Consider the following 25,948-nt stretch of genomic DNA (forward strand, 5'->3'; position numbering starts at 1 on the left):
CCGGAACGGACTCGAACATCGTGAAACACACCAAGCCTTTCGCCCTGCTGACCCTCGCCCTGGCCATGACCGGCTGCGCCAACAGCCTGCCAAGCAGCAAGCCGGCCCCGTTGAACTGGAACATGCCCGGCATGCAGTTGGGCGGTGACCGCGGCCTGCCCCTGCACAACGCCGACGGCAGCTGCCGCAAGCGCGGCTGCGACAACGGCAAGCTGTTCTTCAACCCCGGCCAGCCCGAGCCAAGCGTCAACTCCATCCACCGCGGCTGGTAGGAAAATTCTCCTTTCAGTTCGGTGACTTAGGGTTTTGTGCGCTGGATGCAACGAAGTGGTTTACAGCGCCGAATCCATCGCTATAATGACGCCCCTGTGCCGGTATAGCTCAGATGGTAGAGCAACTGACTTGTAATCAGTAGGTCCCGGGTTCGATTCCTGGTGCCGGCACCATCCTCAAAAGCCTCGACGAATGTCGGGGCTTTTTCGTTTCCGCTCCTGCGACACATTGTCCACCCTCTCCACTTCTTGTTTTCGCTCAATAAACCCTACTTTCAAAGCGGCTATTCCTGTGCCCGACGACTTTCGTCGACTTAAGGAGAAGTCCCATGAACGAGCAAGAAGGCGTGTCCCTGACCCGGCGTGGCATGCTGGCCGGCACTGTGTTGCTGGGCGTCGGTGCCTCGCCGCTTGGCAGTGGCCTGGCCCAGGCCGCTACCGCTTCACCCGCCGCCGGCCCGGTGCCTGACCTGGCGAAACTGGAGCGGGTGAGCGTCGAACTGGTGGCACCGCCACAGGTGCACCCCCACAGCCAGCGCGCTCCCGGCAAGCCGCGCATTGTCGAGTTCCGCATGGTCATCGAGGAGAAGGAACTGGCCGTCGACAGCGCCGGTGCCTATATCCACGCCATGACCTTCAACGGCTCGGTGCCCGGCCCGCTGATGGTGGTGCACGAAGGCGACTACGTGGAGCTGACGCTGGTCAACCCGGCCAGCAACAGCATGATGCACAACATCGACTTCCACGCCTCCACCGGCGCCCTCGGCGGCGGTGAGCTGACCCATGTGAAGCCGGGCGAGCAGGTGGTGCTGCGCTTCAAGGCTGACCGTGCCGGGGTGTTCGTGTATCACTGCGCGCCGGGCGGGGCGATGATTCCCTGGCATGTGGTGTGCGGCATGAACGGCGCGATCATGGTGCTGCCCCGTGACGGCCTGAAAGACCCCGAAGGCCGCCCGTTGCAGTACGACAAGGTCTGGTATATCGGCGAGCAGGACTACTACATCCCCCGCGACAAGGACGGCAAGTACAAGCGCTACGCCAACCCCATGGCCAGCTTCGGTGACATGAGCCAGCTGATGAAGGGGCTGGTGCCCAGCCATGTGGTGTTCAACGGCAGCGTCGGCGCCCTGACCGGCAAGCAGGCGCTCACCGCCAAAGTGGGCGAGACCGTGCTGATCGTCCACTCCCAGGCCAACCGTGATACTCGCCCGCACCTGATCGGCGGCCACGGCGACTACGTCTGGGCCTCGGGCAAGTTCGCCAACCCGCCGCAGCGCAACCTGGAGACCTGGTTCATCCCCGGCGGCGCGGCGGGGGCGGCGTTGTACACCTTCCGCCAGCCCGGCCTGTACACCTACCTCAACCACAACCTGATCGAGGCGGTAATGCTCGGCGCCGCCGCGCATGTGCAGGTGGAGGGGCAGTGGAATGACGACTTGATGAAGCAGGTGCAGGCGCCCGGGCCGATCCGCTAGCGGTATTGATCCGGATCAAACCCCTTGGCCATGCGCGGCATAGCCTGAGCGCAGGCATCCACTTCATGGAGGGAGACCATGGCCAAGCGATTTCCCACGAACCCCAGCCATCCCGAACGGATCTGCTGGGGCTGCGACCTGTACTGCCCAGCCAAGGCGCTGGCCTGTGGCAATGGCGCGGACCGGACCATGCACCCGGTGGAGTTGTTCGGCGAGGATTGGGAACAGCTCGATGATCATCTGGATGTGACCATGGCCACTTCGCATGCCGCGCCCGGACAGGAAATGCCGCTCAACCAAAAGTCTGAATGAACGGCGCCGCGCTCGCCTTGATGGCGGCAACCACCTTGGGTGCCTGATCGCAAAGCGCGGACTCCCTGGCCAGTGTTCGCTCCAATGCTTCAAGCTGCTTGCGAATGACTTCAGCCGGGTTGCTCACGTCGCAAAGCGGTGCGAAGTCCAGCAAGCCTTGCCGCGACGCAAACAAGGATTTGTTGCCGGATAGCGAAAGCGCCAGCACGTCTTCCGGTATGTAAGCCGTGGTATTGACGATGTCGTACGCCGGAGCCAGGCGCGCATCGCCTCGAAGAGGATCGGTGTACAACAACCCGAAATTTTTCAGATGGGCATCACCATTTCCGACGATACAGCTGAGCGCAACCATCTCGAACAGTTGCCGCAGCGATAGCCGAAGATGCTCAGGCGCGCAGAACAGGCGGATCGCCTTGGCAATGGCAGCGTAGCTCTTGCTGTACTTCTGTTCGGCGCCAAGCCCCATCAAGGCAGCCATGTCTTCGAAACCAAGTGGATTGTTCTGCTCGTCACGATCGAAGCGGCGCATGACGAACAGCTTGCCGTTGTCGGACAAGAAGAATTGAGGCACTGGCAGGCCAGAGGTTTGCGCAACCGACATGCACAGGAATTCGTTGATCGCCAAGCCCGGGAACTCGTCGCGCCCGCTCTTGATGATCAGCTCGGCTGTTTTCGAGGTAAAGCGCTGTGACAACGGGTCCAGTTGCTCCGGAACCAGGACCTTCGGCTGCACACCAGAAATGCCTGCGCGCAGAATGTAGCGATCCACCAGATCGGCGAAGATATCCTCTCCCCCATCCCATGAAAGAATGTTCGCCAGCTTCTCTCCCGGAAACGTCTGCCGCCGCAGCAATGTGTCCACTACCTGCGAACTGACATGCACACGCCCGATCGGCGAACTGCTGCCGGACAACGCCAGGAGAAGCATGGGGTCGACCTGAACGATCTTCGCCAGGCGGTTGCGCAATTGCTCGAGCACATACCCTTCGGGCAAGTTCATCTGGAACACCGGATGCAGCTCGCGATGCCTGTATTCCTCGGTGCGGACCGGCATCAACAGGCTGATCGCCGCATCAGCAACGGTGTGCGGGCCATAGCGGAAGAGGTAGTCGCCTGAACTGGTCAGCAATGCTCCACTGTCACCCTCGGGTGTCGCGACTATCAGCGGCGTCATTCGAACATCCCCTCGATTTCGTCAAGCGTCGGCATCACCGCCGCTATGACCTGCAGTTCGCAGCCGAGCGCCGCCAATGCACGTGCATATGCCCCGATGGCCACTGACAGGCTACCTTTCTCCATGGCAATGATCTTTTGCCGGGTGATACCGGCCAAGGTTGCGAGCGCCTGCTGGGTCAATCCCCGGTTAAGCCTTCGCGAGCGAACCTGCGCGCCCAGGCGCTCAACGATCAATGAGTGGTCCATGTTCTTTATACGTGACAAATTTATATGAGTGTAACGTATAAAGAACATGATCAAAAATCAACCAGCATCAACGGTATCAAAAGCTTTTCTAGAACGCCGTGCTCACCGTCACCGCCAGGTTGCGCGGGTCGCCATAGATTGCCCCGGCATAGAACCCGTAACGGGTGTAGTAATGCTTGTCGAACAGGTTGTTGGCGTTGAGGCTGACGCTGGTGTCGTCGGTCAGTTGGTACTTGGCCATGGCATTCCAGATCGCATAGCCCGACCAGTTGACATCGCTGGAGCTGCGGCTGACGCCGTTGCTCGGCTGCCCGGCAGGGGTGGACACCGCGCGGATGTTGCTTTGCGCACTCACGCCAGCGCCCAGGGTCAGGCGGTCCAGCGGGCCAGACAGGCGATAGGTGGTCGAGGCCTTGAACAGGTGCGAAGGATCGCTGCGCCCGTCGCTGTCCAGGCGGCGGAAGTGCAGGTAGGTGTAGCCGGCATAGACGTTCCAGTTCGGGGTCAGGGCGCCGGCGACTTCCAGGTCGATACCGTCGGTTTCCTGGCCGGAACCGGCCTTGTAGGCAGTGGCGCCGGTCGGCGTCAGCAGGTCGCCGTCCATCACCGCCTTGTTTTCCTGCCTGGTGCGGAAGTAGGCCGCGGACGCGTTCAGGCGACCATCGAACCATTCACCCTTGATCCCGGTTTCGTAGCTCTGGCCACGGATCGGCTCGACCTTGGTGCCGCTGGCGCTCTCTTCGCTCTGCGGGTTGAAGATGTCGGTGTAGCTGGCGTACAGCGAGTAGTTGTCGTCCAGGTCGTACACCGCGCCCAGGTAAGGGGTGACGATGCCATTGTTCTGCTGGTTGCTGCGCGCACCGTTGACACTGACGGTAGTGGCCGAATAGTCGGTGCTGCGCACACCGAGGATGAGCGACAGGGGGTCGGTGACGCTCAGGCGGGTGGCGGCATACATGCCCTGCAGACGGGTGGTGGTCTTGCTGTGCAGGCCGGTTTTCGAGGCCAGCATGGCGTAGTCGTCGTCCACGCCGTCGAGCCAGTTGCCCAGCCCCAGGCCATTGTTCGCCCGGAACTGGCAACCCACGCCACTGTTCACTGCCTTGCCGCCGCCAACCATGCTGCAGGTGTACTGCGGTGACCAGGCCACGGTGCGGCTGTCGTTGTAGCCGACCATCGCCTGATGGGTGCGCCCGAACAGTTGGAATGGGCCGGACAGGTCGATCTGCGCCGATTGCTGGGTGGTGTCGGTGGAGCTGTGCAGGCCGTTGAGCACAGCGCCGCTGCCGTCCTGGTTCCAGTAGCCTCCGTAGACACCGCGACCGGACGAGTTGACCTTGGCCAGGCCACGGTGGTTGAGCGCCTCGCCGCTGCTCTGGGCAACCTTCAGGTCCAGGCTCCAGTCGTTGTCGAAACGGTGCGCCAGCGAGCCGAAGGCGGTGCGGGTGATGTACTCGCCAAAGCTCCAACTGGGTACCACGTTGGTGCTGCGCGGCAGGTCGGTCTTGCTGCCGTCGCCGTACCAGATCGGGATGTTGGCGCCCCAGCCGCCGCCGACCACTTTGCTGTACTCGTACTGGTAGCCGGCACCCAGGGTGGTGGCATCGTCCAGGTCGAATTCGAAGTTGGCCAGGGCCGCGCGGGAGCGTTCGGACTGGTTGTCGCGGAACGAGCCGGCGTCCTGCTGGGTCATGACCAGACGCGAACGCAGGCGGCCGTCCTCGGACAGCGGCAGGTTCAGGTCGGCACCCAGGCGGCGCTTGTCCCAGCTGCCGTAGGTGGCGTAGGCGCTGCCGCCGAAGGTCCGGGTCGGCGCCTTGCGGATCAGGTTGACGGTGGCCGAGGGGTCGCCGGTGCCACCGAGCAGGCCGTTGGCGCCACGGACGATGTCGATGCGCTCGTACAGGTCCATGTTCAGCGCATTGCCGCCGCCACTGAAGTCCGAACCGCCGGGGAACTGCAAGCCGTCGATCTTCCAGTTGCTGATCGAGTAGCCACGGGCGCGGAAGTCGGTGCGCCCGCCCACTTCCATCTTGCTCATGCTCACGCCCGGCGTGGTGTCCAGGGCCTGCTCGAGGGTGTGGATATCACGGTCTTCCATTTGCTGGCGGGTGATGCTGGTGACCGACTGCGGCGTCTGCCGGGGTGTCAGCTGCAAGCCTGTGGAGCTGCGTGTGTTCTGCACGGTGTAGCCGATCTGGCCGCTGTCGTCGGCCAGTGGCAGCGCACTGCTGTCGATGTTGGTGGCGCCCAGTTCCAGCACCGGACCGTCAGCGAAGGCTGTGCCGCTAAGCCCGAGGGCCACGAAGAAGGCAAGCGGGGAGAGGCGACTGCCGCCTCGGACCCAGGGGGTTGTGTCAGTCATGATGCTCTTGCATACCATTTGGGAAGGCTTCGTATTCGCAGATGATTTTTTGTTACGATTCTAGGCATCTGCCCCTTCGGCTCCATGGACGGGATGTACGGGGATGTAATCGAACGTAATGAGCCTCACGGTTCCCCTTTGCACAGGTACCCCACAACCATGAGCACGACCTTGCTGGTCGTCGACGATGACGACGAGATCCGCGAACTTCTCTGCGATTACCTGACAGACGCCGGCTACCAGGTAATCGCAGCCGCCGATGGAGAGCAAATGCACGCGCAGTTGACCCGGCACAAGGTCGACCTGGTGGTACTCGACCTGATGCTGCCCGGCGAGGACGGCCTGAGCCTGTGCCGGCAGTTGCAGGCGCAGCCGGGCTTGGCGGTGGTGATGCTGTCGGCCAGGGGCAGCACCCTGGACCGCATCATCGGCCTGGAAGTAGGCGCCGATGATTACCTGACCAAACCCTTCGAGCCGCGCGAACTGGTCGCCCGGATCAAGGCTGTGCTGCGCCGCCCCCAGCGTCTGGAGGCAGAGCCCGAAACGTCGGCCAGCGAGGCACAACTGTTTGCAGGCTTGCGTCTCGATCACGTCAAACGGTTGCTCGTTCACCCGGACGGCCAAGCCTTCAACCTGCCACGCTCCGACTACCGTGTGCTGCGTGAGCTGCTGGACGCCAACAACCGCGTGGTCTCGAGGGACCACCTGACACGCAGCGCGTTCGGCCGCGACCATCTGCCCGACGACCGCTCGGTGGACATGTGCATCAGCCGCCTGCGCCAGCAACTGCGCCGGGCGCCAGGCCAAGGCGCGCAGATCCTCACCATCCGCAACGAAGGCTATCTGCTGAGCCTGGCCCGCGAAGCGCTGGGCGCCTGAGGTGCGGCTGCTTCGCCTGCTGTGGCCGCGCACGCTGTTCGGCCAACTGCTGCTGATCATGATCAGCGGCACCCTGGTGATCCAGTTGCTGTCCAGCAGCATCTGGTTCGACGTTCGCTTCGCCCAGGTGCTGGAAGCGCCGGTGCGGTTGATCGCGGCGCGCAGCGCCCCCCTGATCGCCCAGGCCGAGTGCCATGGCGCGGCACGCCAGGAACCGAAGCATTACCAGCTACGTTGCGCCGAAGCGCCGCCCGAGGGTGAGCATGACCAACGGCGAGGCTGGCGGCGCATCGAGCTGTTGCTGCATCAGGCATTGGCCTACGAACTGGGGGGCGATGCGCGGCCGAGGTTGCTCAAGGTTCGGCTCACCGACGAACTGGGCCAGCCCATCGTCTGGCGCAGCCTGTTCGGCTTGCGCACCGCCCAGGCGCATATCGAGTTTGCCGTACCCCTCGCCGATGGCCACTGGCTGGTCATCGATGGCCAGGAGTTGCAGGGCTGGAGTGGCGAGTCGGCGTGGGTGCTGATCAGCGACTACCTGCTGCGGGTCTATGCCCTGCGCATCGCCGCCGTGCTGGTGGTGTGCCTGGTGGCGGTACGTCTGTGCCTGCGCCCGCTGCGCCGCCTGGCCGATGCCGCCCGTGGCCTGGGAGGCAATCTGGAACAGGCGCCGTTGCCGCTGGACGGCCCCGAGGAAGTGCGGCACGCCGCCCAGGCCTTCAACGCCATGCAGCAGCGGCTGATCCGCATGGTCAACGACAAGGCCTACTTCCTCGCCGCCGTGTCCCACGACCTGCGTACACCGCTGACGCGCATGCGCCTGCGCCTGGAACGGCTGGAGGACAGCGAACACAAGGAACGCCTGCGCCAGAACATCGCGCAGATGGACGGCATGATCGGCCAGGTGCTCGACTACTTGCGGGCGGGCGAGCAGCAGAACCTGCAAGCGGTCGACCTCGACCGCCTGGTGGCACGCCAATGCGCGGATTTGGCCAGCGCCGAAGAGCCCTTGCCGATCCATGGTCAGGTGGGTCTGGCCCAGGTAGACGCCCTGCTGCTGCAGCGGTGCCTGCAAAACCTGCTGGTCAATGCCCTGCGCTATGCCAGGGAGGTCGCGGTGGTGCTGGAAAGCACGCCAACCGATGGGTACATCCATATCGACGATCGCGGCCCGGGCATCGACCCGGGCTTGCTGGCGACTGTCACCGAGCCTTTCGTGCGCGGCGAGGGCTCACGCAACCAGGCCTCTGGCGGCTATGGGCTGGGGCTGAGCATCGCCCAGCGCATCGTTTCCAGCCATGGCGGCGAACTCACGCTGGTGAATCGGCAAGGGGGCGGGTTGCGGGTCAGCGTGCGATTGCCCAAGGGCAAGATCGCCTGATCATTTGCCGTCACTTTGCAGGATCCTGAGCGCCGCTTCGGCCAGGAAGCCCGAACGGCTCTTGTGCTCCGGGTGGTTCTGTACGTAACTGTCGATGCGGGTGAGCAGGTACGCCGGCAAGGTGATGTTGAGCTTCTCGGCCTTGCCCAGGTAGCGGGTGATGTCGATATCGATCAATGCCCAGGTGCAGCCGGCATAGGCGGGATTGGCCGCATGCACGCCGACCTTGCTGGCCCTGGGGATTTCCTGCTGGTCCTGGGCCAGCAGTTCGAGGTGGCCTTCGATCGCTTCACGCGCCATGGCGATGGCGTCGTCGAGGTCTTCGCCCGCCGAAAAGCAGCCGGGGATATCCGGGACTTCCACGCCCCAGGCGTGCTGGTCGTCACCGGGGAGGATCGCGATAGGGAACAACATGGTGATGGTCTCCTCGTCAGCTGGCGTAGCTGATGCGTGCCTGGCGCAGAATGCTGGCCGCAGTCGCGGGCAGCAGGTCTTTCTTGGGATGCGGGATGGTGACCAGCCCGGCTTTTTCAGGATGCTTGAAATGATGGTGGCTGCCTTTGGAGCGCACCAGATACCAGCCATCCGCCTCGATCACAGCAATCATTTCACGGCTGTTCATTCACCCATTCCTTGGGTCGGCCGATCGGTGGTTAGTATAACCACCGAAAGACAATTATCAACACCATACCCACCATTACGACAAGCGGGCTGCCAGGATGAGAAGTATGGGGAGAGGAACGGAGCAAACACCGGGAGAAGTGATGCGGGATCTTGCAGCAGGGAGAATCGCCAGATTGTTCAGAGCACGGCCAATGCCTTTGCCTTCAACACTTGCAGATCCATCACTGGCACCCCGACCTGCTTGGCCATCTCGTCCCACTCGCGCAGGCGCAGGCTGACCCCGAACAACGGGTCGGCCTCGAACGCATCGGCTTCGGCATCGTTCATCACTCCACCCTGGTACGCCAAGGTGCGTCGGCTGGCTTCACTCAAACGGTCGTAGTATCCGGGCTGGCGCAAGGTCAGGTAGCGCTTGGCCTCGACGTGGTACTGCACCAGCCTGGCCAGCCGCTCGCTGAAACCACACCGGCGCAAATATTCGGCACCAATGCGCTCATGGCTGACGACGCCATAACCGCCCATGTCCTCGCCCTCGCACAGGTGGCCGATGTCGTGGAAGAAGGCGGCCAGGATCACTTCGTCGTCGTAGCCTTCGGCCATGGCCAGTTGGGCTGCCTGGGACATGTGCTCGAGCTGGGTGATGGCCTCGCCGATGTAGTCGGCGCTGCCATGACGCTCGTACAGGGCGAAGGTGTCGTCGATGATCCGGGAAGAAGTTGGCATTGCGTGGACTCCTGCGTTGCCTGGGCTGACGCCATCACGGGGCAGGCCCGCTTCTTGAGTGTAGAAGCCGGCTTGCCCCGCGATGAGGGCCTTACTGCTGGGCGACTTTCTCCGACTTGCCGTCGTAGCGCTTGCGCCACTCAGCGAGAATCTGGTCGCGGTTCTTCGAGGCCCAGGCGAAGTCGTTTTTGATCAGGCGCTGCTCATAGTCGGCCGGCAGTTCGGTCTGCGGCTTGGCGATGCCGGGGGCGGCGAGCACCGCGAAGTTCTCCTTGTACAGTTCCATGGCGGCAGGGCTGGCGGAGAAGTCGGCCAGGCGCTTGGCGGCATCGGCTTTCGGCGAGCCCTTGATCACCGCCGTGGCCTCGATCTCCCAGCCCAGGCCCTCCTTGGGCAGGACAATGTCCAGCGGTGCGCCCTGGCGCTTGAGCTGCACGGCCGGGTACTCGAACGAGATGCCGATCGGGAACTCACCTGCCGCCGCCAGCTTGCATGGCTTGGAGCCGGAATGAACATACTGGCCGATGTTCTGGTGCAGTGCGTCCATGTAAGCCCAGCCCTGAGGCTCGCCGAAGGTTTGCAGCCAGGCGCTCACATCGAGGAAGCCCGTACCGGACGAGGCCGGGTTGGGCATGACGATCTTGCCCTTGTACTCAGGCTTGGTCAGGTCCTGCCAGCTCACCGGCTTGCTCAGGCCCTGCTTCTCGGCTTCGACAGTGTTGAAGCAGATTGTCGCGGCCCACACGTCCATGCCCACCCAGGCCGGTGGATTGGCGGCGTCGCGGTAGTTGGGCGAGATCTTGCCCAGGTCCTTCGGCGCATAGGCTTCAAGCATGCCGTTCTGGTCGAGGATGGCCAGGCTGGAGGCCGCCAGGCCCCACACGGCGTCAGCCTGTGGGCGCTCTTTTTCGGCCAGCAGCTTGGCGGTGATGATGCCGGTGGAGTCGCGCACCCATTTGATCTCGATGTCCGGGTTGGCCTTCTCGAAGGCCTGCTTGTAGCTCTTGAGCTGCTCGGCCTCCAGGGCGGTGTAGACGGTCAGCTGGGTCGCGGCCGAAGCCTGCAGGCTGAACACGGCGGATACGGCAGCGGCAAGTGCGAGGGGCTTGAACATGATGCGGTTCCTATTGGTATGGGCAGTCGGTCAATGGCCGGGAGCGCGTTGGCGCCAGGCCTGGGAGCGGCGCAGCAGGCCGCGCGAAGCGCCGGCCAGCAGCAGGGAGGCGGCGGCGCTGGTCAAAAGGATCAGGGTCGACATGGCAGCGGCGCCGCCAACGTTGCCGGCGTCATCCATGTTCAGCACGGCAACGGCGGCGAGGATGGTGTCGGGGCTGTAGAGGAAGATCGCCGCCGACACGGTGGTCATCGCCGAGACGAACAGGTAGCGGATGATGTCCAGCAGCGCGGGCAGGCAGATCGGCACGGTGACCCGCACGAAGTGCTTGTACAGCGGCGCCTTGAGCGACAGCGCGGCGGCTTCGAACTCACCGTCGAGCTGGCGCAGGGCGGTGGTGGCGGTCATCTGCGCGGTGGTCAGGTAGTGGGCGATGGTACACACCACCAGCAGCGCCATGCTGCCGTAGAACACGTGTAACGGGTTGCCGTTGAGGTTGAAGAAGAACACGTAGCCCAGGCCCAGCACCAGGCCGGGCACCGCCATGGGGATGAAGCTGAGCAGGCGCAGCAGTTGATTGAGCAGGCGCTGGCCTTGGGTCTTCTCCATCAGGTAGGCACCGGTGAAGATCACCACGCTGCCGATCAGCGCGGTGCCGATGGCCATGGTCACGCTGTTGCGATAGGCCAGCCAGCCGCCGCCGGCAGTGTCTTCGAACATGTAGTGCTTGAGCGACAGCGACAGGTTGTACGGCCAGAACTTGACCAGCGACGAGTACACCGCCATGCCGATCACCGCCAGCAGCGCCGTGCAGACCAGCAACACGATGGCCAGGTAGCAGCCATCACGCAGCCTCGACGGCTTGGGCTCGAACACCTGGGCGCGGCCGCTCATGGCCTCGCCCTGGCGGCGGCGCAGCCAGGCATCCACGGTAAAACTGAGCAGCGCCGGCACCAGCAGCACCATGCCGATCAGCGCACCACGGCCGAACTGCTGCTGGCCGACCACCGCCTTGTAGGCTTCCAGCGCCAGCACCTGGTAATCACCACCGACCACTACCGGCACGCCGAAGTCGGTGATGGTCAGGGTGAACACCAGGCAGAACGCCGCGAACACCGCCTGGCGCGTGGCCGGCCAGGTGATGCTGAAGAATGCCCGGGCAGGCCCCGCGCCCATGCTCGAAGCGGCATCGAACAGCCGTGCGTCGGCCAGTGACAGCGCCGAGAGCAGGATCATCAACGCATGGGGGAAGGTGTAGATGGCCTCGCCAAGCACGATGCCCCAGAAGCCGTAGATGTTGTCGCTGAGCAGCCCGCGCAGCAGGCCCTGGTTACCGAACAGATAGACCAGCGCGATCGCCGGCAGCATCGACGGCGCCAACAACGGCAGCAGCGAAATGCCGCGCCACAGCCCCTTGGCCGGGATCAGCGTGCGTTGCAGGGCATAGGCGAACAGGTAGGCGAGCGGCACGACGATGGCGGCAACGGTGAGGGCTACCGACAGGCTGTTGCCGAGCAGCCAGTGGAAGTTCGCGCTGGCAAACAGTTCGCCGGCGGCCAGCAGTCCCCCGCCCTGCCCGGCTTCAGCGCTGAAGCCACGCCAGAAGATCGCCAGCAACGGCAGCAGCACCGCCAGCACCAGCAGGCCCAGCAACAGGCTCTTGCCACCGACAACGAACAGTCGGTCCCCCAGGGCGACGCCGGTGCGTGGCCTGTCGTTGCCGTGAGTGAGCGGCAGGGTCATGGGCGCGGCCATCTCAGGCGAACACCTGCAGGCTCTGCGGCGGCAGGGCCACCCAGATGTCCTGCGAACCCAGGCGCGGCATGGCTTCGGGCGCAAGCTCCGCGAGCAGCGCATGGCCTGGCAGGGCTTCGAGTTCGAAGCTCATGCGGCAGCGATTGCCGAGGAAGGTGACTTCCCGGACCTTGGCCGGGAACAGGTTTTCCTCGTGCACCACCGGGTTGACGGTGATCGCCTCGGGCCGGCAGAACAGTCGGCCGCTGCTGACGGCGCTGGCGTTGTCGGCCAGGCGCATGTGCATGCCGCCGACCTGGGCGTGGCTATTGCTGCTGCGCTGGAACGGCAGCCAGTTGCCCTGGCCGACGAACTCCGCGACGAACGGCGTGGCCGGCTGGTCGTAGATTTCCTGGGGCGTGGCGTATTGCTCGACCTGGCCGTTGTTCATCACGGCTATGCGGTCAGCCATCAGCATGGCTTCGTCCTGGTTGTGGGTGACCATCAGCGTGGTGATGCCCAACTGGCGTTGCAGCTGGCGCAGCTCGGTGCACAGGTGCTCGCGAACACGGGCGTCGAGGGCCGACATGGGCTCGTCGAGCAGCAGCAGCGAGGGCGACGGCGCCAAGGCGCGGGCCAGGGCCACACGCTGCTGCTGGCCACCGGAGAGCTGGCCGGGATACTTCTTCTCACTGCCGGCCAGGCCCACCAGTTCGAGCATCTCGCTCACCCGCTGGCGCGCGGCCTCGCGGTTGCCGCCGGTCAGGCCATAAGCGATGTTGGCTTCGACGGTGAGGTTGGGGAACAGCGCGTAGGACTGGAACAGGATGCCGTAGTCACGGGCCTGGGGCGGCAGCTCGGAGATATCGCGGTCGCCGATGTACAGCGTGCCGCGGTCCTGGCGCTCGAGGCCGGCGATGCAACGCAGCAGGGTGGTCTTGCCGCAGCCCGAGGGGCCGAGCAGACACACCAGCTCGCCAGCGGCGATGTCGAGGGACACGTCGTTGAGCGCGGTGAAAGCGCCAAAGCGCTTGTGGATGCCGCGCACTTTCATCTGTGCGCCCGGGGTGACGTGGTTCATGGCAGGTCCTCATCGAAGCGATGGGGGCCATGCTAGGCAGACTGTGCGAAGGTTCTGTGGCGTTGGAGCAAAAGCCGGTGATAGTGGTATAGGCAGATTTTGTAGTGGCCCCGCGATTGGGTCCTGTCAGAATTGCGATCCAACCACCTCCTGCGCCACCCCCAGGAACGCCGCCGGCAACCGCGCCTGGCGCCGCTCCTTCAGGCAGTACAGGTACTCGTGCATCACTGGTGCGTCGTCCAGCGCCAGCACCCGCAGCTCGGGGTTATGCGGCACCTCATGGCGGGCAATGATGCTGATGCCGATATTGCGCAGCACCGCCTCGCGGATCGACTCGCGGCTGCCGATCTCCAGCAGCGCCCCGGCCTTAACCCCGGCGTCCTGCATCATCTGCTCGGTGAGCTTGCGGGTGGTCGAGCCCTTTTCGCGCATCAGCAGGCAATGCCCGGCCACCACCTCGATCGACACCGCCTGGCGTTGTGCCAAGGGATGATTGCGGTGCACCGCCAGTACCAGCGGGTCGGTGCCCAGCACCCGGCGTACCAGGCGTGCGTCTTCGAGCAATTGCGACGAGGCGGCGATATCCACCCGGTAGTCCTCGAGCATTTCCAGCACCTGCTGCGAGTTGCCGATCTCCACCGCCACCTCCACCTGCGGCAGGCGCTCGCGGAAGATCTTCACCAGGTCGAGGATGTAGTACGGCGCGGTGGCGGCGATGCGCAGGCTGCCCTGGGCCTGGCCGCTGTTGCGCAACTCGAACTCGATATCGGCTTCCTGCTGCAGCAGCGCCTTGACCATCGGCAGCAGGCGCACGCCCTCCTCGCTCAACACCAGGCGCCGGCCGCCGCGGTAGAACAGCTCGACGTTGTACTGGCCCTCGAGGTTGCGGATCTGCGTGGTCACCGTGGGCTGGCTGAGCCCGAGCTTCTTCGCCGCCAGGGTGATGCTGCCCAGGCGGGCCACCATGTAGAAGGCTTTGAGCTCGGCGCTCAGCATTGGCAGGACCTCTTTTTCACGCCGCAGGCGTTATTTGCGCAACAGGCGCAGACCGTTGAACACCACCAGCAGGCTCACGCCCATGTCGGCGAATACCGCCATCCACATGGTGGCCATGCCGGCGAAGGTGATTGCCAGGAAGATTGCCTTGATCCCCAGGGCCAACACGATGTTCTGGGTGAGGATCGCCGCGCTTTGGCGCGACAGCCTGACGAAGGCCGGGATTTTGCGCAAGTCGTCGTCCATCAGCGCCACATCGGCGGTCTCGATGGCGGTGTCGGTACCGGCGGCGGCCATGGCAAAGCCGATCTCGGCGCGGGCCAGGGCCGGCGCGTCGTTGATGCCATCGCCGACCATGCCGACACGATGCCCCTGGGCGTACAGGTTCTCGATGCTGGCGAGCTTGTCCGCGGGCAGCAGGTTTCCCTCGGCGCGGTCGATCCCCACCTGGGCCGCAATGGCCTGGGCGGTGTGGGGATTGTCGCCGGTCAACATGACCGTCTTGATACCCAGCGCGTGCAGCTCGGCAATCGCCTGGCGGCTGCTGTCCTTGACCGTGTCGGCCACGGCGAACAACGCCAGCGGACCTGAGCGGTCGAGCAGCAGCACCACGGTCTTGCCCTGGCGCTCCAGCACATCCAGTTGCGCTTCCAGCTCTGGGGAGCACAGGCCGAGCTCTTCCACCAGGCGATGGTTGCCCAGGTGGTAGGTCTGGCCCTCGATATCACCGCGCACACCGCGACCGGCCAGGGCGGCGAACTCGGTGACTTCGCTCAGAACGAGATCCTGGCCCTTGGCGAACAGGGCGATGGCACCTGACACCGGGTGGTCGGAACGGGCAGCCAGGCTCGCGGCCAGGGCCTGGGCGCGGCCTTCGAACAGTGGGTCGAGCACCTTGCTGTCGGTCTGCACCGGCTTGCCGTGGGTGATGGTGCCGGTCTTGTCCAGGGCCAGGAAGTCCAGCTTGCGCCCGCCCTCCAGGTACACACCGCCCTTGATCAGGATGCCTTTGCGCGCCGCCGCGGCCAGGCCGCTGACGATGGTCACCGGGGTGGAGATCACCAGCGCGCACGGGCAGGCCACCACCAGCAGCACCAGGGCACGGTAGATCCAGTCGAACCAGGCACCGGCCATGAACAGCGGCGGGATGAGCGCCACGGCGAGCGCTACCGCGAACACCACGGGGGTGTAGATGCGCGAGAACTGGTCGACGAAGCGCTGGGTCGGCGCACGGGCGCCCTGGGCTTCTTCGACGGCCTTGATGATGCGGGCCAGGGTCGATTGACCGGCGGCGGCCGTGACGCGGTACTCCATCGCGCCGGCCTGGTTGATGGTGCCGGCGAACAGCTTGTCGCCGACCGCCTTCTCGACCGGCAGGCTTTCCCCGGTGATCGGCGCCTGGTCGACACTGGACTGTCCACCGACCACCTCGCCGTCCAGGCCGATGCGCTCGCCCGGGCGCACCCGCACCCGTGCGCCGATTGCCACCTCGCGCACCTCGACCTCGCGCCACTGGCCATCGGCCTGTTGCACGGTGGCCATGTCCGGCGCCAGCTGCATCAGCCCGCCGATGGCATTGCGCGCGCGGTCCAGTGAACGGGCTTCGATCAGTTCGGCAACGGTGAACAGCACCATGACCATGGCCGCTTCCGGCCACTGGCCGATCAGCACGGCGCCGGTCACGGCAATACTCATCAGCGCATTGATGTTGAGGTTGCGGTTTTTCAGGGCAATCCAGCCCTTCTTGTAGGTACCGAGGCCGCAGCCGAGGATGGCCGCCAGGGCCAGCGCGGCGACCACCCACTCCGGTGCCTTGCCGGAGAAGTGCACGATTTCGGCAGCGATCGCCGCAGCACCGGACAGCGCCAGCGGCCACCAACGGGTCTTGCTGGCCTGGGGCGCGCTGGCGGCGCCATCATCCTCGGCGGCCAAGGGTTCGGCCTTCATGCCCAGGCTATCGATGGCCCGCTCGATCTCGGCGGTGCCCTCGTGGGTATGGCGCACGCCGAGCACACGATTGATCAGGTTGAATTCCAGTTGCTCGACACCGGCCAGCTTGCCCAGCTTGTCCTGGATCAGGGTCTGCTCGGTAGGGCAGTCCATGGCCTCGATGCGGAAGCGGCTGAGCTGCGCCTGGCCACTGGCCTTTTCGGTCAGCTGCACCAGGGCCGGGGCGGCCTTGCTGGCGCAGCAGCCGTGGGCGTGGGGCGCGTGGCCATGATCGAGGTCATGGGCGTGATCATGCTTGTGGTCGGGGCTGACAGGCTGGTTCATGGAATCATCCTTAACTGAGCGCTGGCCTCTGTAGAGATCCACAGAGTGGGTTGTTGCCAAGTGAACACCCTGTAGCCACTATAGGGTCAAGCCCTTTGCAGGAGATTTGCCATGAAGATCGGAGAACTGGCCAAGGCCACCGACTGCGCCGTGGAGACCATCCGCTATTACGAGCGCGAACAGCTGCTGCCGGAACCTGCCCGCAGCGACGGTAACTACCGGCTCTACACCCAGGCCCATGTCGAGCGCCTGACCTTCATCCGCAACTGCCGCACCCTGGACATGACCCTGGACGAGATCCGCAGCCTATTGAATCTGCGCGACAGCCCCGACGGCTCATGCGGCAGCGTCAACGCGCTGATCGACGAGCATATCGAGCATGTGCAGGCGAGGATCGATGGGCTGGTGGCGCTGCAGGCGCAGCTGGTGGAACTGCGGCAGCAGTGCAATGCGCAGGGGGCGGAGTGCGCGATCTTGCAGCAGTTGGAGACGAATGGGGCGGTGTCGGTGCCGGAGATCGAGCATTCCCATGTGGGGCGCAGCCACGGGCATTGATACCAAAAGCATCGCGGGGCAAGTCGCATCGGCGCACCGCCGCTCCCACGCCGGCTGTGCATAACCTGCGAGGGAGCGGCGGTGCGCCGATGCGACTTGCCCCGCGATTGTTCAAGCTCAGGCGATGAAGGTCTGTCAGACCGCCATCGGCGCCGTCATCGGCGCATGGTGCTCGTAGCCTTCCAGCCAGAAGTCGCTCGGCTCGATCTTCTCCAGCCACTCCGGCTCGTACTTGCCGGTCTCGGCGAACGCCGGCACGCGGTCGCTGATCACCAGCTTCGGTGCCGCCAGCGGTTCACGCTTCATCTGCTCGCCCAGCATATCCAGGTGGTTCTCGTACACATGGGCATCGCCGATGAAGTAGGTGAACCAGCGCGGGGTGTAGCCGGTCAGGCGGCCGAACAGCGACAGCAGCGCCGCGCCCTCGGTGAGGTTGAACGGCGTGCCCAGGCCCAGGTCGTTGGAGCGGATGTAGAGGGTCAGGGAAATTTCCCGGGTTTCGACATTCGGGTGGAACTGGTACAGCAAGTGGCACGGTGGCAGGGCCATCTCGTCGAGCTGGGCGCAGTTCCAGCCGTGGAACAGGATGCGGCGGCTGCCCGGGTCGTTGGCGATGGTGTCCAGGCACTGGCGCACCTGGTCGATGGCCTTGTAGAGGATGACGAACGCCTGGCCGTCCTCCTCGTCCTGGGCGATACGGCGGAAGCCGGCCTTCTCGGCCATCTCGATGGCGGCCGGGTTGCTCAGCGGTATGCGCTTGTAGCCGGGCCACTGGCGCCATTGCACGCCGTAGATTTCGCCGAGGTCGTCATGCCCCTGGCGGAACGGGTTGGCCAGCCACTGGGCGTTTTCGTTGGCGTTCTGGTCCCAGACCTTGCAGCCCAGCTCGCGGAACTCGCCGGCGTTCTTCACGCCGCGCAGGAAGCCGACCATCTCGCCGATCGCCGACTTGAACGCCAGCTTGCGCGTGGTGATGGCCGGGAAGCCCTTCTGCAGGTCGAAACGCAGCATCGCGCCCGGCAGGCTGATGGTGCGGATACCGGTGCGGTTTTCCTGCAGCGTGCCGTTGTCGATGACGTCACGGACCAGATCTAGATACTGTTTCATGGCTTACCTGTAACAAGAACGGCAGGGGGAGCGCCCCTGCCGTGGAAATCAAACGGTGGCCTTGGCCGTCGGTTTGCGGTTGTAGGCCCACCAGATCAGGAATATGCCGCCGAGAATCATCGGCACGCAGAGCAACTGACCCATGGTCAACCAGCCGAAGGCGATGTAGCCAAGCTGGGCGTCGGGTACGCGCACGAACTCCACGATGAAGCGGAAGATGCCATAGAACAGCGCGAACATGCCGGAAACGGCCATGGTCGGGCGCGGCTTGCGCGAGTACAGCCACAGGATGACGAATAATGCCACACCTTCGAGGGCGAACTGGTACAGCTGCGACGGGTGACGCGGCAATTGCGCCGGGTCGCTGAACGGCGGGAAGATCATTGCCCACGGCACGTCGGTGGCCTTGCCCCACAGTTCGGCATTGATGAAGTTGCCGATACGCCCGGCGCCAAGGCCGATCGGCACCAGCGGCGCGACGAAGTCCATCAGCTCGAAGAATGACTTGTTGTTGCGCTTGCCGAACCACAGCGCGGCCAGCATCACACCGATGAAACCTCCATGGAACGACATGCCGCCCTTCCATACCTCGAAGATCAGCGTCGGGTTGGCCAGGTACTGGTGCAGGTCGTAGAACAGCACGTAACCCAGGCGCCCGCCGACGATCACGCCCATCGACAGCCAGAACACCAGGTCGGAGAGCTTCTCGCGGGTCCAGGTGGGGTCGAAGCGGTTCAATCGGCGCGAGGCCAGCAGCCAGGCGCCGCCGATGCCGATCAGGTACATCAGGCCGTACCAGTGGATTTTCAGTGGACCGAGGGCCACGGCCACCGGGTCGATCTGCGGGTAAGGCAGCATTGTCTTTCCTCTAGGTTCAGATAAGGAAGCTGAGTCCGACGCAGAACAGCAGAGCGGCGAACAGACGCTTGAGCACGCGCGGCGACAGCTTGTGGGCCAGACGCGCGCCGTAGCGGGCGAAGAACATGCTGGTGGCAGCGATGCCGACCAGCGCCGGAAGATAGACGTAGCCCAGGCTGTGGGCCGGAAGGTGTTCCTCATGCCAACCCAGCCACATGAAGCCCAGGGCACTAGCCAGGGCGATCGGCAGGCCGCAGGCCGACGAAGTCGCCACTGCCTGCTGCATGGGCAGGCTACGCCAGGTAAGGAACGGCACGGTCAATGAGCCACCGCCGATGCCGAAAATGGCCGAGGCCCAACCGATCACCCCACCGGCGGCGGTCAATCCGGGCTTGCCGGGAATGCCGCGGCTGGCCTTTGGCTTGAGGTCCAGGGCCATCTGCGCGGCGATCACCAGGGCGAACACACCGATGATCTTCTGCAGCATCGGGCCCTGTATCAGCGAGGCGGTCTTGGCCCCGACCAGCGCGCCGAGCAGGATGCCCACGGTCATCCAGGCGAAGATCGGCCATTGCACCGCGCCCTTGCGCTGGTGCTCGCGCACGGCATTGATCGAGGTGAAGACGATGGTCGCCAACGAGGTGCCGACCGCCAGGTGGGTCAGCACCGAAGGGTCGAAGCCCTGCAAGGTGAAGCTGAACACCAGCACCGGCACGATGATGATGCCGCCACCGACGCCGAACAGCCCGGCCAGCACGCCGGCGCAGGCGCCCAACAGCAGATAGAGAGCGAATTCCATTCGTGGCCCCAGTGGAAAACAATCCGGCATGGTAACGGAACCCACGCCCGGCGCTCTAGTGAACTCTGTGTCAGAAGATGGATAGCGGCCAGCGGCGCGGGTAGAGTGGCCCAATACACAAGGGGACAACCTATGTGCCTGATCGTATTCGCCTGGCGGCCGGGGACAGCCCGGCCACTGATCGTCGCGGCCAACCGCGATGAGTTCTATGCGCGGCCGACCCAGGCCTTGAAGGCCTGGGAGGACGCGACGGGTGTGCACGCCGGGCGTGACCTGGAAGCCGGTGGCACCTGGCTGGGTGTCGGGCCGAACGGGCGTTTTGCGGCGCTGACCAATATCCGTGACCCACGCCAGCCTTTGGGGCCGCGGTCCCGCGGTGAACTGGTGGCAGCCTACCTGCAAGGCGAACTGGGGGTCGAGGCCTATCTGGACCGGGTAGCCAGCCGCAGTGACCAGTATTCAGGGTTCAACCTGCTGGTCGGCGATGACAAGCGCTTGGGCTACCTGCATGCCCGTGAGCCGGCGCCACGCCTGCTTGAATCGGGGGTGTACGGGCTGTCGAATGCCGGCTTGGATACGCCATGGCCGAAGCTGATCAAAGCGCGCAGCGGGCTTGAGAAATTGCTCGAAAACGCCGATCCACAGCAACTATTGACGCTGCTGGGTGATGCACAGCCCGCGCCGGACGGCGAACTACCCGAGACCGGCGTGGGGCTGGCCACCGAGCGGCTGCTATCGAGTGTATTCATCGCCAGCCAGAACTACGGAACGCGGGCGAGCACGGTGCTGATCGTCGATGACCAAGGCCGTCGGCGCATGATCGAGCGCAGTTTCGGGCCGTTTGGGGGGCATCTGGGCGAGGTTAGCCTGGAGATCTGAATAGACCTCATCGCGGGGCAAGCCCGCAATGAGGTCGGTACAGGTAATCAGAGGGTCTTGTTCGGCCCGATCATCCGCGCCAGCCCAAGATTCTTCAGCGCCAGCTGCAACGAGCTGTGGATAACTTGCGGGTTGTCATGACTCATGGCATCGGCCAGCAGCTCCCTGGCCTTGCTCAGGTTGATCTGGCGCAGCATCCACTTCACCTTCGGCAGGTTGGTGGCGTTCATCGACAGACTGTCGAAGCCCATGGCCATGAGCAGGATTGCCGCGGCCGGGTCACCGGCCATCTCGCCGCAGATACTGACCGGCTTGCCTTCCTCGTGGGCCACGCTGACCACGGTCTGCAGAGCTTGCAGCACTGCCGGGTGCAGGTAGTCGTAGAGGTCGGCGACCCGCGGGTTGTTGCGGTCGACTGCCAGCAGGTATTGCGTGAGGTCGTTGGAGCCGACCGAGAGGAAGTCAACCTGGCGCGCCAGTTCGCGGGTCTGGTACACCGCGGCGGGGATCTCCACCATCACCCCGACCGGCGGCATCGGTACATCGGTGCCTTCGTCGCGCACTTCGCCCCAGGCGCGGTGGATCAGGTGCTGGGCTTCTTCGAGCTCGTGGATGCCGGAAATCATCGGCAGCAGGATGCGCAGGTTGTTCAACCCTTCGCTGGCCTTGAGCATGGCGCGGGTCTGCACCAGGAAGATTTCCGGGTGGTCGAGGGTGACGCGGATGCCGCGCCAGCCGAGGAACGGGTTCTCTTCCTTGATCGGGAAATACGACAGCGACTTGTCGCCGCCGATGTCGAGGCTGCGCATGGTCACCGGCAGCGGATGAAACGCCTGCAGCTGCTCACGGTAGATCGCCAGCTGCTCCTTTTCGCTGGGGAAGCGCTGATTGATCATGAACGGCACTTCGGTACGGTACAGGCCCACACCTTCGGCGCCGCGCTGCTGGGCGCGGGCCACATCGGCGAGCAGGCCGGTATTGACCCACAGCGGCATGCGGTGGCCGTCCGGGGTGATGCACGGCAGCTCGCGCAGGGCATCGAGCCCCTTGGCCAGCTGGCGCTCTTCCTCGACCACGTCGCTGTACTGCTTGCGCAGCACTTCGCCGGGGTTGGTGAAGACTTCGCCCTTGTAGCCGTCGACGATCATCTCGATGCCGTCGGCCTTCGAGTAAGGCAGGTCGACCACCCCCATGACCGTGGGAATGCCCATGGCCCGGGCCAGGATCGCCACGTGGGAGTTACCCGAGCCGAGTACCGAAACCAGGCCCACCAGCTTGCCCTCCGGCACCTCGCCGAGCATGGCGGGGGTCAGTTCTTCACTGACCAGAATGGTGTTGTCCTGGTAGACCAGCGACTGCGAACGGGCCTCCTGCAGGTACGCCAGCAGGCGCCGACCCAGGTCCTTGACGTCCGATGCCCGCTCGCGCAGGTAGTCGTCATCCATCAGCTCGAAGCGATTGACGTGTTCGCCGACCACCTGGCGCAAGGCGCCCTGGGCCCACTGGCCAGTCTTGATGACTTCGACCACCTCGCCACCGAGGGCGGCGTCCTCGAGCATCATCAGGTACACGTCGAACAACGCACGTTCTTCGGGGCGCAGCTGGGTGGCGAGCTTGGCCGACAGCTTGCGCATGTCCTCGCGCACGCCTTCGAGCGCGTTGTTGAACAGCTTGAGTTCGTTGTCGATGTCCTCGACAGTGCGGTCGGGCACCACCTCCAGGTCAGCGGGCGGCAGCATCACCACCGATCGACCGACCGCCGCGCCCGGCGAACCCGGCACCCCGACGAAACGGGCTTCCTGGATGCCCTTGCCCTGGCGGCCCAGGCCACGGATCGACCCCGTCGCCTCGGCGTGGGCGATAACCCCCGCGAGCTGCGCACTCATGGTGACCAGGAAGGCCTCTTCGCCTTCGTCGAACTGGCGGCGTTCCTTCTGCTGGATGACCAGCACGCCGACCACGCGACGATGGTGGATGATCGGTGCGCCGAGGAAGGAGGCGAATTTCTCTTCGCCGGTTTCGGCGAAGTAGCGGTAACGGGGGTGATCGGCGGCGTTCTCGAGGTTCAGTGGCTCCTCGCGGGTGCCGACCAGGCCGACCAGGCCCTCGTTGGGCGCCATGCTGACCTTGCCGATGGAGCGCTTGTTCAGGCCCTCGGTGGCCATCAGCACAAAGCGGTTGGTGTCCGGGTCGAGCAGGTAGACGGAGCAGACCTGGCTGCCCATTGCCTCCTTGACGCGCAAGACAATGATCCCCAACGCCGTCTTGAGATCTTTGGCGGAGTTCACTTCCTGGACGATCTTGCGCAGCGTATTGAGCATGGCTCGGGGTCGGACTCCGTCGTCAGTCGCGCGTCAGCAGGCGCGGGGCTAGCTCTTTCAGGGCGCGGCGGTATACCTCGCGCTTGAATGTCACCACCTGGCCCAGCGGATACCAGTAGCTGACCCAGCGCCAGCCATCGAATTCCGGCTTGCCGGTCAGGTCCATGCGCACCCGTTGCTCATTGCTCACCAGGCGTAGCAGGAACCACTTCTGTTTCTGGCCGATACACAACGGCTGGCTGTGGGTGCGCACCAGGCGCTGGGGTAAACGATAACGCAACCAGCCGCGGGTGCAGGCAAGAATTTCCACATCCTGGCGTTCCAGGCCTACTTCTTCGTTCAGCTCGCGGTACAGGGCATCTTCCGGCGTTTCGTCAGGGTTGATACCCCCCTGTGGAAACTGCCAGGCATCCTGGTTGATCCGCCGAGCCCATAGCACCTGCCCGGCATCATTCGTGAGAATGATCCCGACATTGGGGCGAAAACCATCCGGGTCGATCACGGCAGCAACCTCGCAAACGCATGTCGCCGCATTGTTCCACAAAGCCTGAGCGCGCAGCAACGCGCCCGCCACGCTTATGTGCGGCGAGGTGAAGACTGCGTATTGGGCGAGCGTCGCCACACCGGGCGTGGCACTGGTATACAGGGTTTGCATGAAGGCAAGGTGACGCGACTGCGTTAACCCCTCGCGGGCCCCGCCCGCCCCCAAGGTTTACCAATGGGAGCGGGCTGGCGGGTGTCATCAGACCGGCTTGGCGCCCATCAGGCCGGCGATGGACAGGAAGCACACACCGCTGAACACCGCCAGCGCCAAGGTGAACTTCAAGCCGACGGCTTCGGCCTTGCGCAGCCGGTTGAGGCGTGCCACCAGCCACCACACGGCAAACGCGCCAAGGGTATAGATGACGCTGGAGACCAGCACCCAAGTCTGCCCCAGCGGCCAGCCGACCAGGTGCACCAGCCACCAGCCGGTGAACGGCATGCTCAGCAGGCACAGCCCCATCAGCAGCCAGACGAACACCAGCGGGCGGCGCAACAACTTGCCATAGGCCTCGGCGTCGCCCTTGCGCCGGGCATGCCAGGTCCAGCCCGCCAGGCCCAGGGCGCCAAGCAGCAACAGGGCCGTGGCGAGGATATGCAGGGTCTTGAGGGTGGTCAGGTGTTCCATGTGAAAATCATCCTTCAGCAGGCTTTTTCGCTTTCGGCCTCATCGCGGGGCAAGCCTGCTCCCGCGAGGTGAAGCGTGTTCAGCCCAAGAATAGCCGGTAAGCCGGGTTCTCGGTCTCGTCCCAGTATGGATAGCCGATCTTGGCCAGGGCCGCCGGCACCAGGTGACGCTCATCCTCCGGCACCTGCAGGCCCGCGACCACGCGCCCGTCGGCGGCACCGTGGTTGCGGTAGTGGAACATCGAGATGTTCCATCGCCCGCCCAGCTTGTTGAGGAAATTGAACAGGGCACCGGGCCGCTCCGGAAACTCGAAGCGCAGCACCATTTCGTCGCTGGCGCCGGCCGAGTGGCCACCCACCATGTGGCGGATATGCAGCTTGGCCAGTTCGTTGTCGGTCAGGTCGGTGACCGGGAAACCTTGCTCCGTCAGCTGTTGTACCAATGCCGCACGCGGGTCGGTTTCCGGATGAGTCTGCACGCCGACGAAGATGTGCGCTTCGTCCGAGGTGTGCTTGCGGTAGTTGAATTCAGTGATCTGGCGCTTGCCGATGGCCTCGCAGAAAGCCTTGAAGCTGCCCGGGCGCTCGGGGATGGTCACAGCGATGATCGCCTCGCGCTTCTCGCCCAGCTCGGCGCGCTCGGCCACATGCCGCAGGCGGTCGAAGTTGACGTTGGCGCCCGAGTCGATGGCTACCAGGGTCTGCCCGGCCACACCCTTGAGCTCGACGTACTTCTTGATCCCGGCAACACCGAGGGCACCGGCAGGTTCGGTGATCGAGCGGGTATCGTCGTAGATATCCTTGATTGCTGCACAGATCTCATCGGTGCTGACGGTAATCACTTCATCCACATGATGACGGCAGATATCGAAGGTGTGCTGGCCGATCTGCGCCACCGCCACGCCGTCGGCGAACAGCCCGACCTGTGGCAGCACCACGCGCTCACCGGCGGCCATGGCGGCCTGCAGGCAATTGGAATCGTCCGGTTCGACGCCGATGACCTTGATTTCCGGGCGCAGGTATTTCACGTAGGCGGCGATACCGGCGATCAGACCGCCGCCGCCGACCGGCACGAAGATCGCGTCCAACTGGCCCGGGTGCTGGCGCAGGATCTCCATGGCCACCGTGCCTTGCCCGGCAATGGTGTGTGGGTCGTCGTAGGGGTGGATGTAGACGAAACCTTTCTCCTCCACCAGCTTCAGCGAGTAGGCCAGCGCCTCGGGGAAGCTGTCGCCATGCAACAACACCTTGCCACCACGCGAGCGCACGCCTTCGATCTTGATCTCCGGGGTGGTCTTGGGCATGACGATGGTCGCCTTGATACCCAGCTCCCGCGCCGCCAGTGCCAGGCCCTGGGCATGGTTGCCGGCCGAGGCGGTGACCACGCCACGGGCCAGCTCCTCGGCGCTCAGTTGCGCCAGCTTGTTGTAGGCCCCGCGGATCTTGAACGAGAACACCGGTTGCAGGTCCTCGCGCTTGAGCAGCACCGTGTTGCCCAGGCGCTTGCTCAGTTGCCCGGCAGTGTGCAGCGGGGTTTCGACAGCAACGTCGTAGACGCGCGAGGTGAGGATCTTCTTGACGTACTGTTCGAGCATCGGAAAGCATCACTG

At 64.5% G+C, this 25,948-nt stretch carries 25 protein-coding genes and 1 tRNA gene; 8 read left to right on the forward strand and 18 right to left on the reverse strand.

What is annotated here, in order from left to right:
- The first annotated feature begins 20 nt into the window (after positions 1–20).
- The 4 genes from KHO27_RS20780 to KHO27_RS20795 all read left to right on the forward strand — a co-directional run bounded on the left by KHO27_RS20780 (position 21) and on the right by KHO27_RS20795 (position 2,059).
- Positions 21–272 carry a hypothetical protein gene (locus KHO27_RS20780; RefSeq protein ID WP_371918090.1) on the forward strand — a complete coding sequence of 84 codons (252 nt, stop codon included), beginning with the start codon at positions 21–23 and terminating at the stop codon, positions 270–272.
- Positions 273–370: 98 nt separating this feature from the next.
- Positions 371–446, forward strand: a tRNA-Thr gene (locus tag KHO27_RS20785).
- Positions 447–601: 155 nt separating this feature from the next.
- Positions 602–1,747, forward strand: coding sequence for a copper-containing nitrite reductase (gene nirK, locus KHO27_RS20790; RefSeq protein ID WP_110697266.1), 1,146 nt, complete (start codon positions 602–604; stop codon positions 1,745–1,747).
- A gap of 78 nt (positions 1,748–1,825) precedes the next feature.
- Positions 1,826–2,059, forward strand: coding sequence for a DUF3079 domain-containing protein (locus KHO27_RS20795; protein ID WP_102681821.1), 234 nt, complete (start codon positions 1,826–1,828; stop codon positions 2,057–2,059).
- Here KHO27_RS20795 and KHO27_RS20800 read toward each other — a convergent pair.
- From KHO27_RS20800 to KHO27_RS20810, 3 genes are all read right to left on the reverse strand, one after another.
- On the reverse strand, positions 2,040–3,233 hold the full coding sequence (locus KHO27_RS20800; protein WP_111531986.1) for a type II toxin-antitoxin system HipA family toxin: 1,194 nt from the start codon (positions 3,231–3,233) through the stop codon (positions 2,040–2,042). The two genes, KHO27_RS20795 and KHO27_RS20800, sit on opposite strands and share 20 nt — an antisense overlap.
- Positions 3,230–3,481, reverse strand: coding sequence for a helix-turn-helix domain-containing protein (locus KHO27_RS20805; protein WP_110697262.1), 252 nt, complete (start codon positions 3,479–3,481; stop codon positions 3,230–3,232). Before KHO27_RS20805 ends, KHO27_RS20800 begins: the two co-directional genes overlap by 4 nt.
- Before the next feature lie 88 nt (positions 3,482–3,569).
- Complete coding sequence (locus KHO27_RS20810; protein ID WP_110697260.1) at positions 3,570–5,864, reverse strand: TonB-dependent siderophore receptor; 2,295 nt, start codon at positions 5,862–5,864, stop codon at positions 3,570–3,572.
- A 141-nt stretch (positions 5,865–6,005) separates the two neighbouring features.
- Between KHO27_RS20810 and KHO27_RS20815 the strand changes: the two genes are divergently transcribed.
- Together KHO27_RS20815 and KHO27_RS20820 are read left to right on the forward strand one after the other, a co-directional pair.
- Positions 6,006–6,725: a response regulator gene (locus tag KHO27_RS20815; RefSeq protein ID WP_214500713.1), complete on the forward strand. Its 720-nt coding sequence runs from the start codon at positions 6,006–6,008 to the stop codon at positions 6,723–6,725.
- A 58-nt stretch (positions 6,726–6,783) separates the two neighbouring features.
- Positions 6,784–8,106, forward strand: a complete 1,323-nt coding sequence (locus tag KHO27_RS20820) for an ATP-binding protein (RefSeq protein WP_214502012.1) — start codon at positions 6,784–6,786, stop codon at positions 8,104–8,106.
- On the opposite strand, the gene KHO27_RS20825 is transcribed toward KHO27_RS20820, so the two are convergent.
- The 8 genes from KHO27_RS20825 to KHO27_RS20860 all read right to left on the reverse strand — a co-directional run bounded on the left by KHO27_RS20825 (position 8,107) and on the right by KHO27_RS20860 (position 16,652).
- Positions 8,107–8,520 (reverse strand): type II toxin-antitoxin system HicB family antitoxin, encoded by a 414-nt coding sequence (locus tag KHO27_RS20825; RefSeq protein ID WP_214500714.1) that lies wholly within the window; start codon positions 8,518–8,520, stop codon positions 8,107–8,109.
- A gap of 16 nt (positions 8,521–8,536) precedes the next feature.
- Positions 8,537–8,728 carry a type II toxin-antitoxin system HicA family toxin gene (locus tag KHO27_RS20830; protein WP_102681827.1) on the reverse strand — a complete coding sequence of 64 codons (192 nt, stop codon included), beginning with the start codon at positions 8,726–8,728 and terminating at the stop codon, positions 8,537–8,539.
- Positions 8,729–8,907: 179 nt separating this feature from the next.
- Complete coding sequence (locus tag KHO27_RS20835) at positions 8,908–9,453, reverse strand: phosphonate degradation HD-domain oxygenase (protein ID WP_102681828.1); 546 nt, start codon at positions 9,451–9,453, stop codon at positions 8,908–8,910.
- Between the two features lie 91 nt (positions 9,454–9,544).
- Positions 9,545–10,567, reverse strand: a complete 1,023-nt coding sequence (locus KHO27_RS20840) for a putative 2-aminoethylphosphonate ABC transporter substrate-binding protein (protein WP_110697252.1) — start codon at positions 10,565–10,567, stop codon at positions 9,545–9,547.
- Positions 10,568–10,597: 30 nt separating this feature from the next.
- A complete protein-coding gene (locus KHO27_RS20845) occupies positions 10,598–12,322 on the reverse strand; it encodes a putative 2-aminoethylphosphonate ABC transporter permease subunit (protein ID WP_110697250.1) in 1,725 nt (574 codons plus the stop codon).
- Position 12,323: 1 nt separating this feature from the next.
- Positions 12,324–13,382: a putative 2-aminoethylphosphonate ABC transporter ATP-binding protein gene (locus KHO27_RS20850; RefSeq protein WP_110697248.1), complete on the reverse strand. Its 1,059-nt coding sequence runs from the start codon at positions 13,380–13,382 to the stop codon at positions 12,324–12,326.
- Positions 13,383–13,508: 126 nt separating this feature from the next.
- Positions 13,509–14,378, reverse strand: a complete 870-nt coding sequence (locus KHO27_RS20855; RefSeq protein ID WP_046853775.1) for a LysR family transcriptional regulator — start codon at positions 14,376–14,378, stop codon at positions 13,509–13,511.
- Between the two features lie 30 nt (positions 14,379–14,408).
- The gene (locus KHO27_RS20860; protein WP_110697246.1) at positions 14,409–16,652 is read right to left on the reverse strand and encodes a heavy metal translocating P-type ATPase; all 2,244 of its coding nucleotides are present in this window, start codon (positions 16,650–16,652) and stop codon (positions 14,409–14,411) included.
- A gap of 111 nt (positions 16,653–16,763) precedes the next feature.
- Between KHO27_RS20860 and cadR the strand changes: the two genes are divergently transcribed.
- On the forward strand, positions 16,764–17,207 hold the full coding sequence (gene cadR / locus KHO27_RS20865; protein ID WP_023630699.1) for a cadmium resistance transcriptional regulator CadR: 444 nt from the start codon (positions 16,764–16,766) through the stop codon (positions 17,205–17,207).
- A 135-nt stretch (positions 17,208–17,342) separates the two neighbouring features.
- Here the strand turns inward: cadR and KHO27_RS20870 are convergent, their stop codons facing one another.
- Genes KHO27_RS20870 through KHO27_RS20880 form a run of 3 tightly spaced genes read right to left on the reverse strand, consistent with a single transcriptional unit; the run spans position 17,343 to position 19,971 of the window.
- Positions 17,343–18,314 carry a thymidylate synthase gene (locus tag KHO27_RS20870; RefSeq protein WP_046853772.1) on the reverse strand — a complete coding sequence of 324 codons (972 nt, stop codon included), beginning with the start codon at positions 18,312–18,314 and terminating at the stop codon, positions 17,343–17,345.
- Between the two features lie 48 nt (positions 18,315–18,362).
- Positions 18,363–19,172, reverse strand: a complete 810-nt coding sequence (lgt, locus tag KHO27_RS20875) for a prolipoprotein diacylglyceryl transferase (protein ID WP_102684727.1) — start codon at positions 19,170–19,172, stop codon at positions 18,363–18,365.
- A 16-nt stretch (positions 19,173–19,188) separates the two neighbouring features.
- Complete coding sequence (locus tag KHO27_RS20880; RefSeq protein ID WP_028688501.1) at positions 19,189–19,971, reverse strand: sulfite exporter TauE/SafE family protein; 783 nt, start codon at positions 19,969–19,971, stop codon at positions 19,189–19,191.
- A gap of 132 nt (positions 19,972–20,103) precedes the next feature.
- Between KHO27_RS20880 and KHO27_RS20885 the strand changes: the two genes are divergently transcribed.
- Positions 20,104–20,850 (forward strand): NRDE family protein, encoded by a 747-nt coding sequence (locus tag KHO27_RS20885; protein ID WP_111531983.1) that lies wholly within the window; start codon positions 20,104–20,106, stop codon positions 20,848–20,850.
- A gap of 47 nt (positions 20,851–20,897) precedes the next feature.
- Here the strand turns inward: KHO27_RS20885 and ptsP are convergent, their stop codons facing one another.
- From ptsP to ilvA, 4 genes are all read right to left on the reverse strand, one after another.
- A complete protein-coding gene (gene ptsP / locus KHO27_RS20890; protein ID WP_046853769.1) occupies positions 20,898–23,171 on the reverse strand; it encodes a phosphoenolpyruvate--protein phosphotransferase in 2,274 nt (757 codons plus the stop codon).
- 22 nt (positions 23,172–23,193) lie between these two features.
- Positions 23,194–23,673, reverse strand: a complete 480-nt coding sequence (locus tag KHO27_RS20895) for an RNA pyrophosphohydrolase (protein ID WP_028688498.1) — start codon at positions 23,671–23,673, stop codon at positions 23,194–23,196.
- A gap of 240 nt (positions 23,674–23,913) precedes the next feature.
- Positions 23,914–24,339: a DUF2269 family protein gene (locus KHO27_RS20900; RefSeq protein WP_110697240.1), complete on the reverse strand. Its 426-nt coding sequence runs from the start codon at positions 24,337–24,339 to the stop codon at positions 23,914–23,916.
- 79 nt (positions 24,340–24,418) lie between these two features.
- Entirely contained in the window at positions 24,419–25,933 is a 1,515-nt protein-coding gene (gene ilvA / locus KHO27_RS20905) for a threonine ammonia-lyase, biosynthetic (protein ID WP_102684731.1), read from the reverse strand.
- Positions 25,934–25,948: the final 15 nt, after the last annotated feature.

It is taken from the genome of Pseudomonas sp. RC3H12, from assembly GCF_018596375.1.
GTDB lineage: Bacteria > Pseudomonadota > Gammaproteobacteria > Pseudomonadales > Pseudomonadaceae > Aquipseudomonas.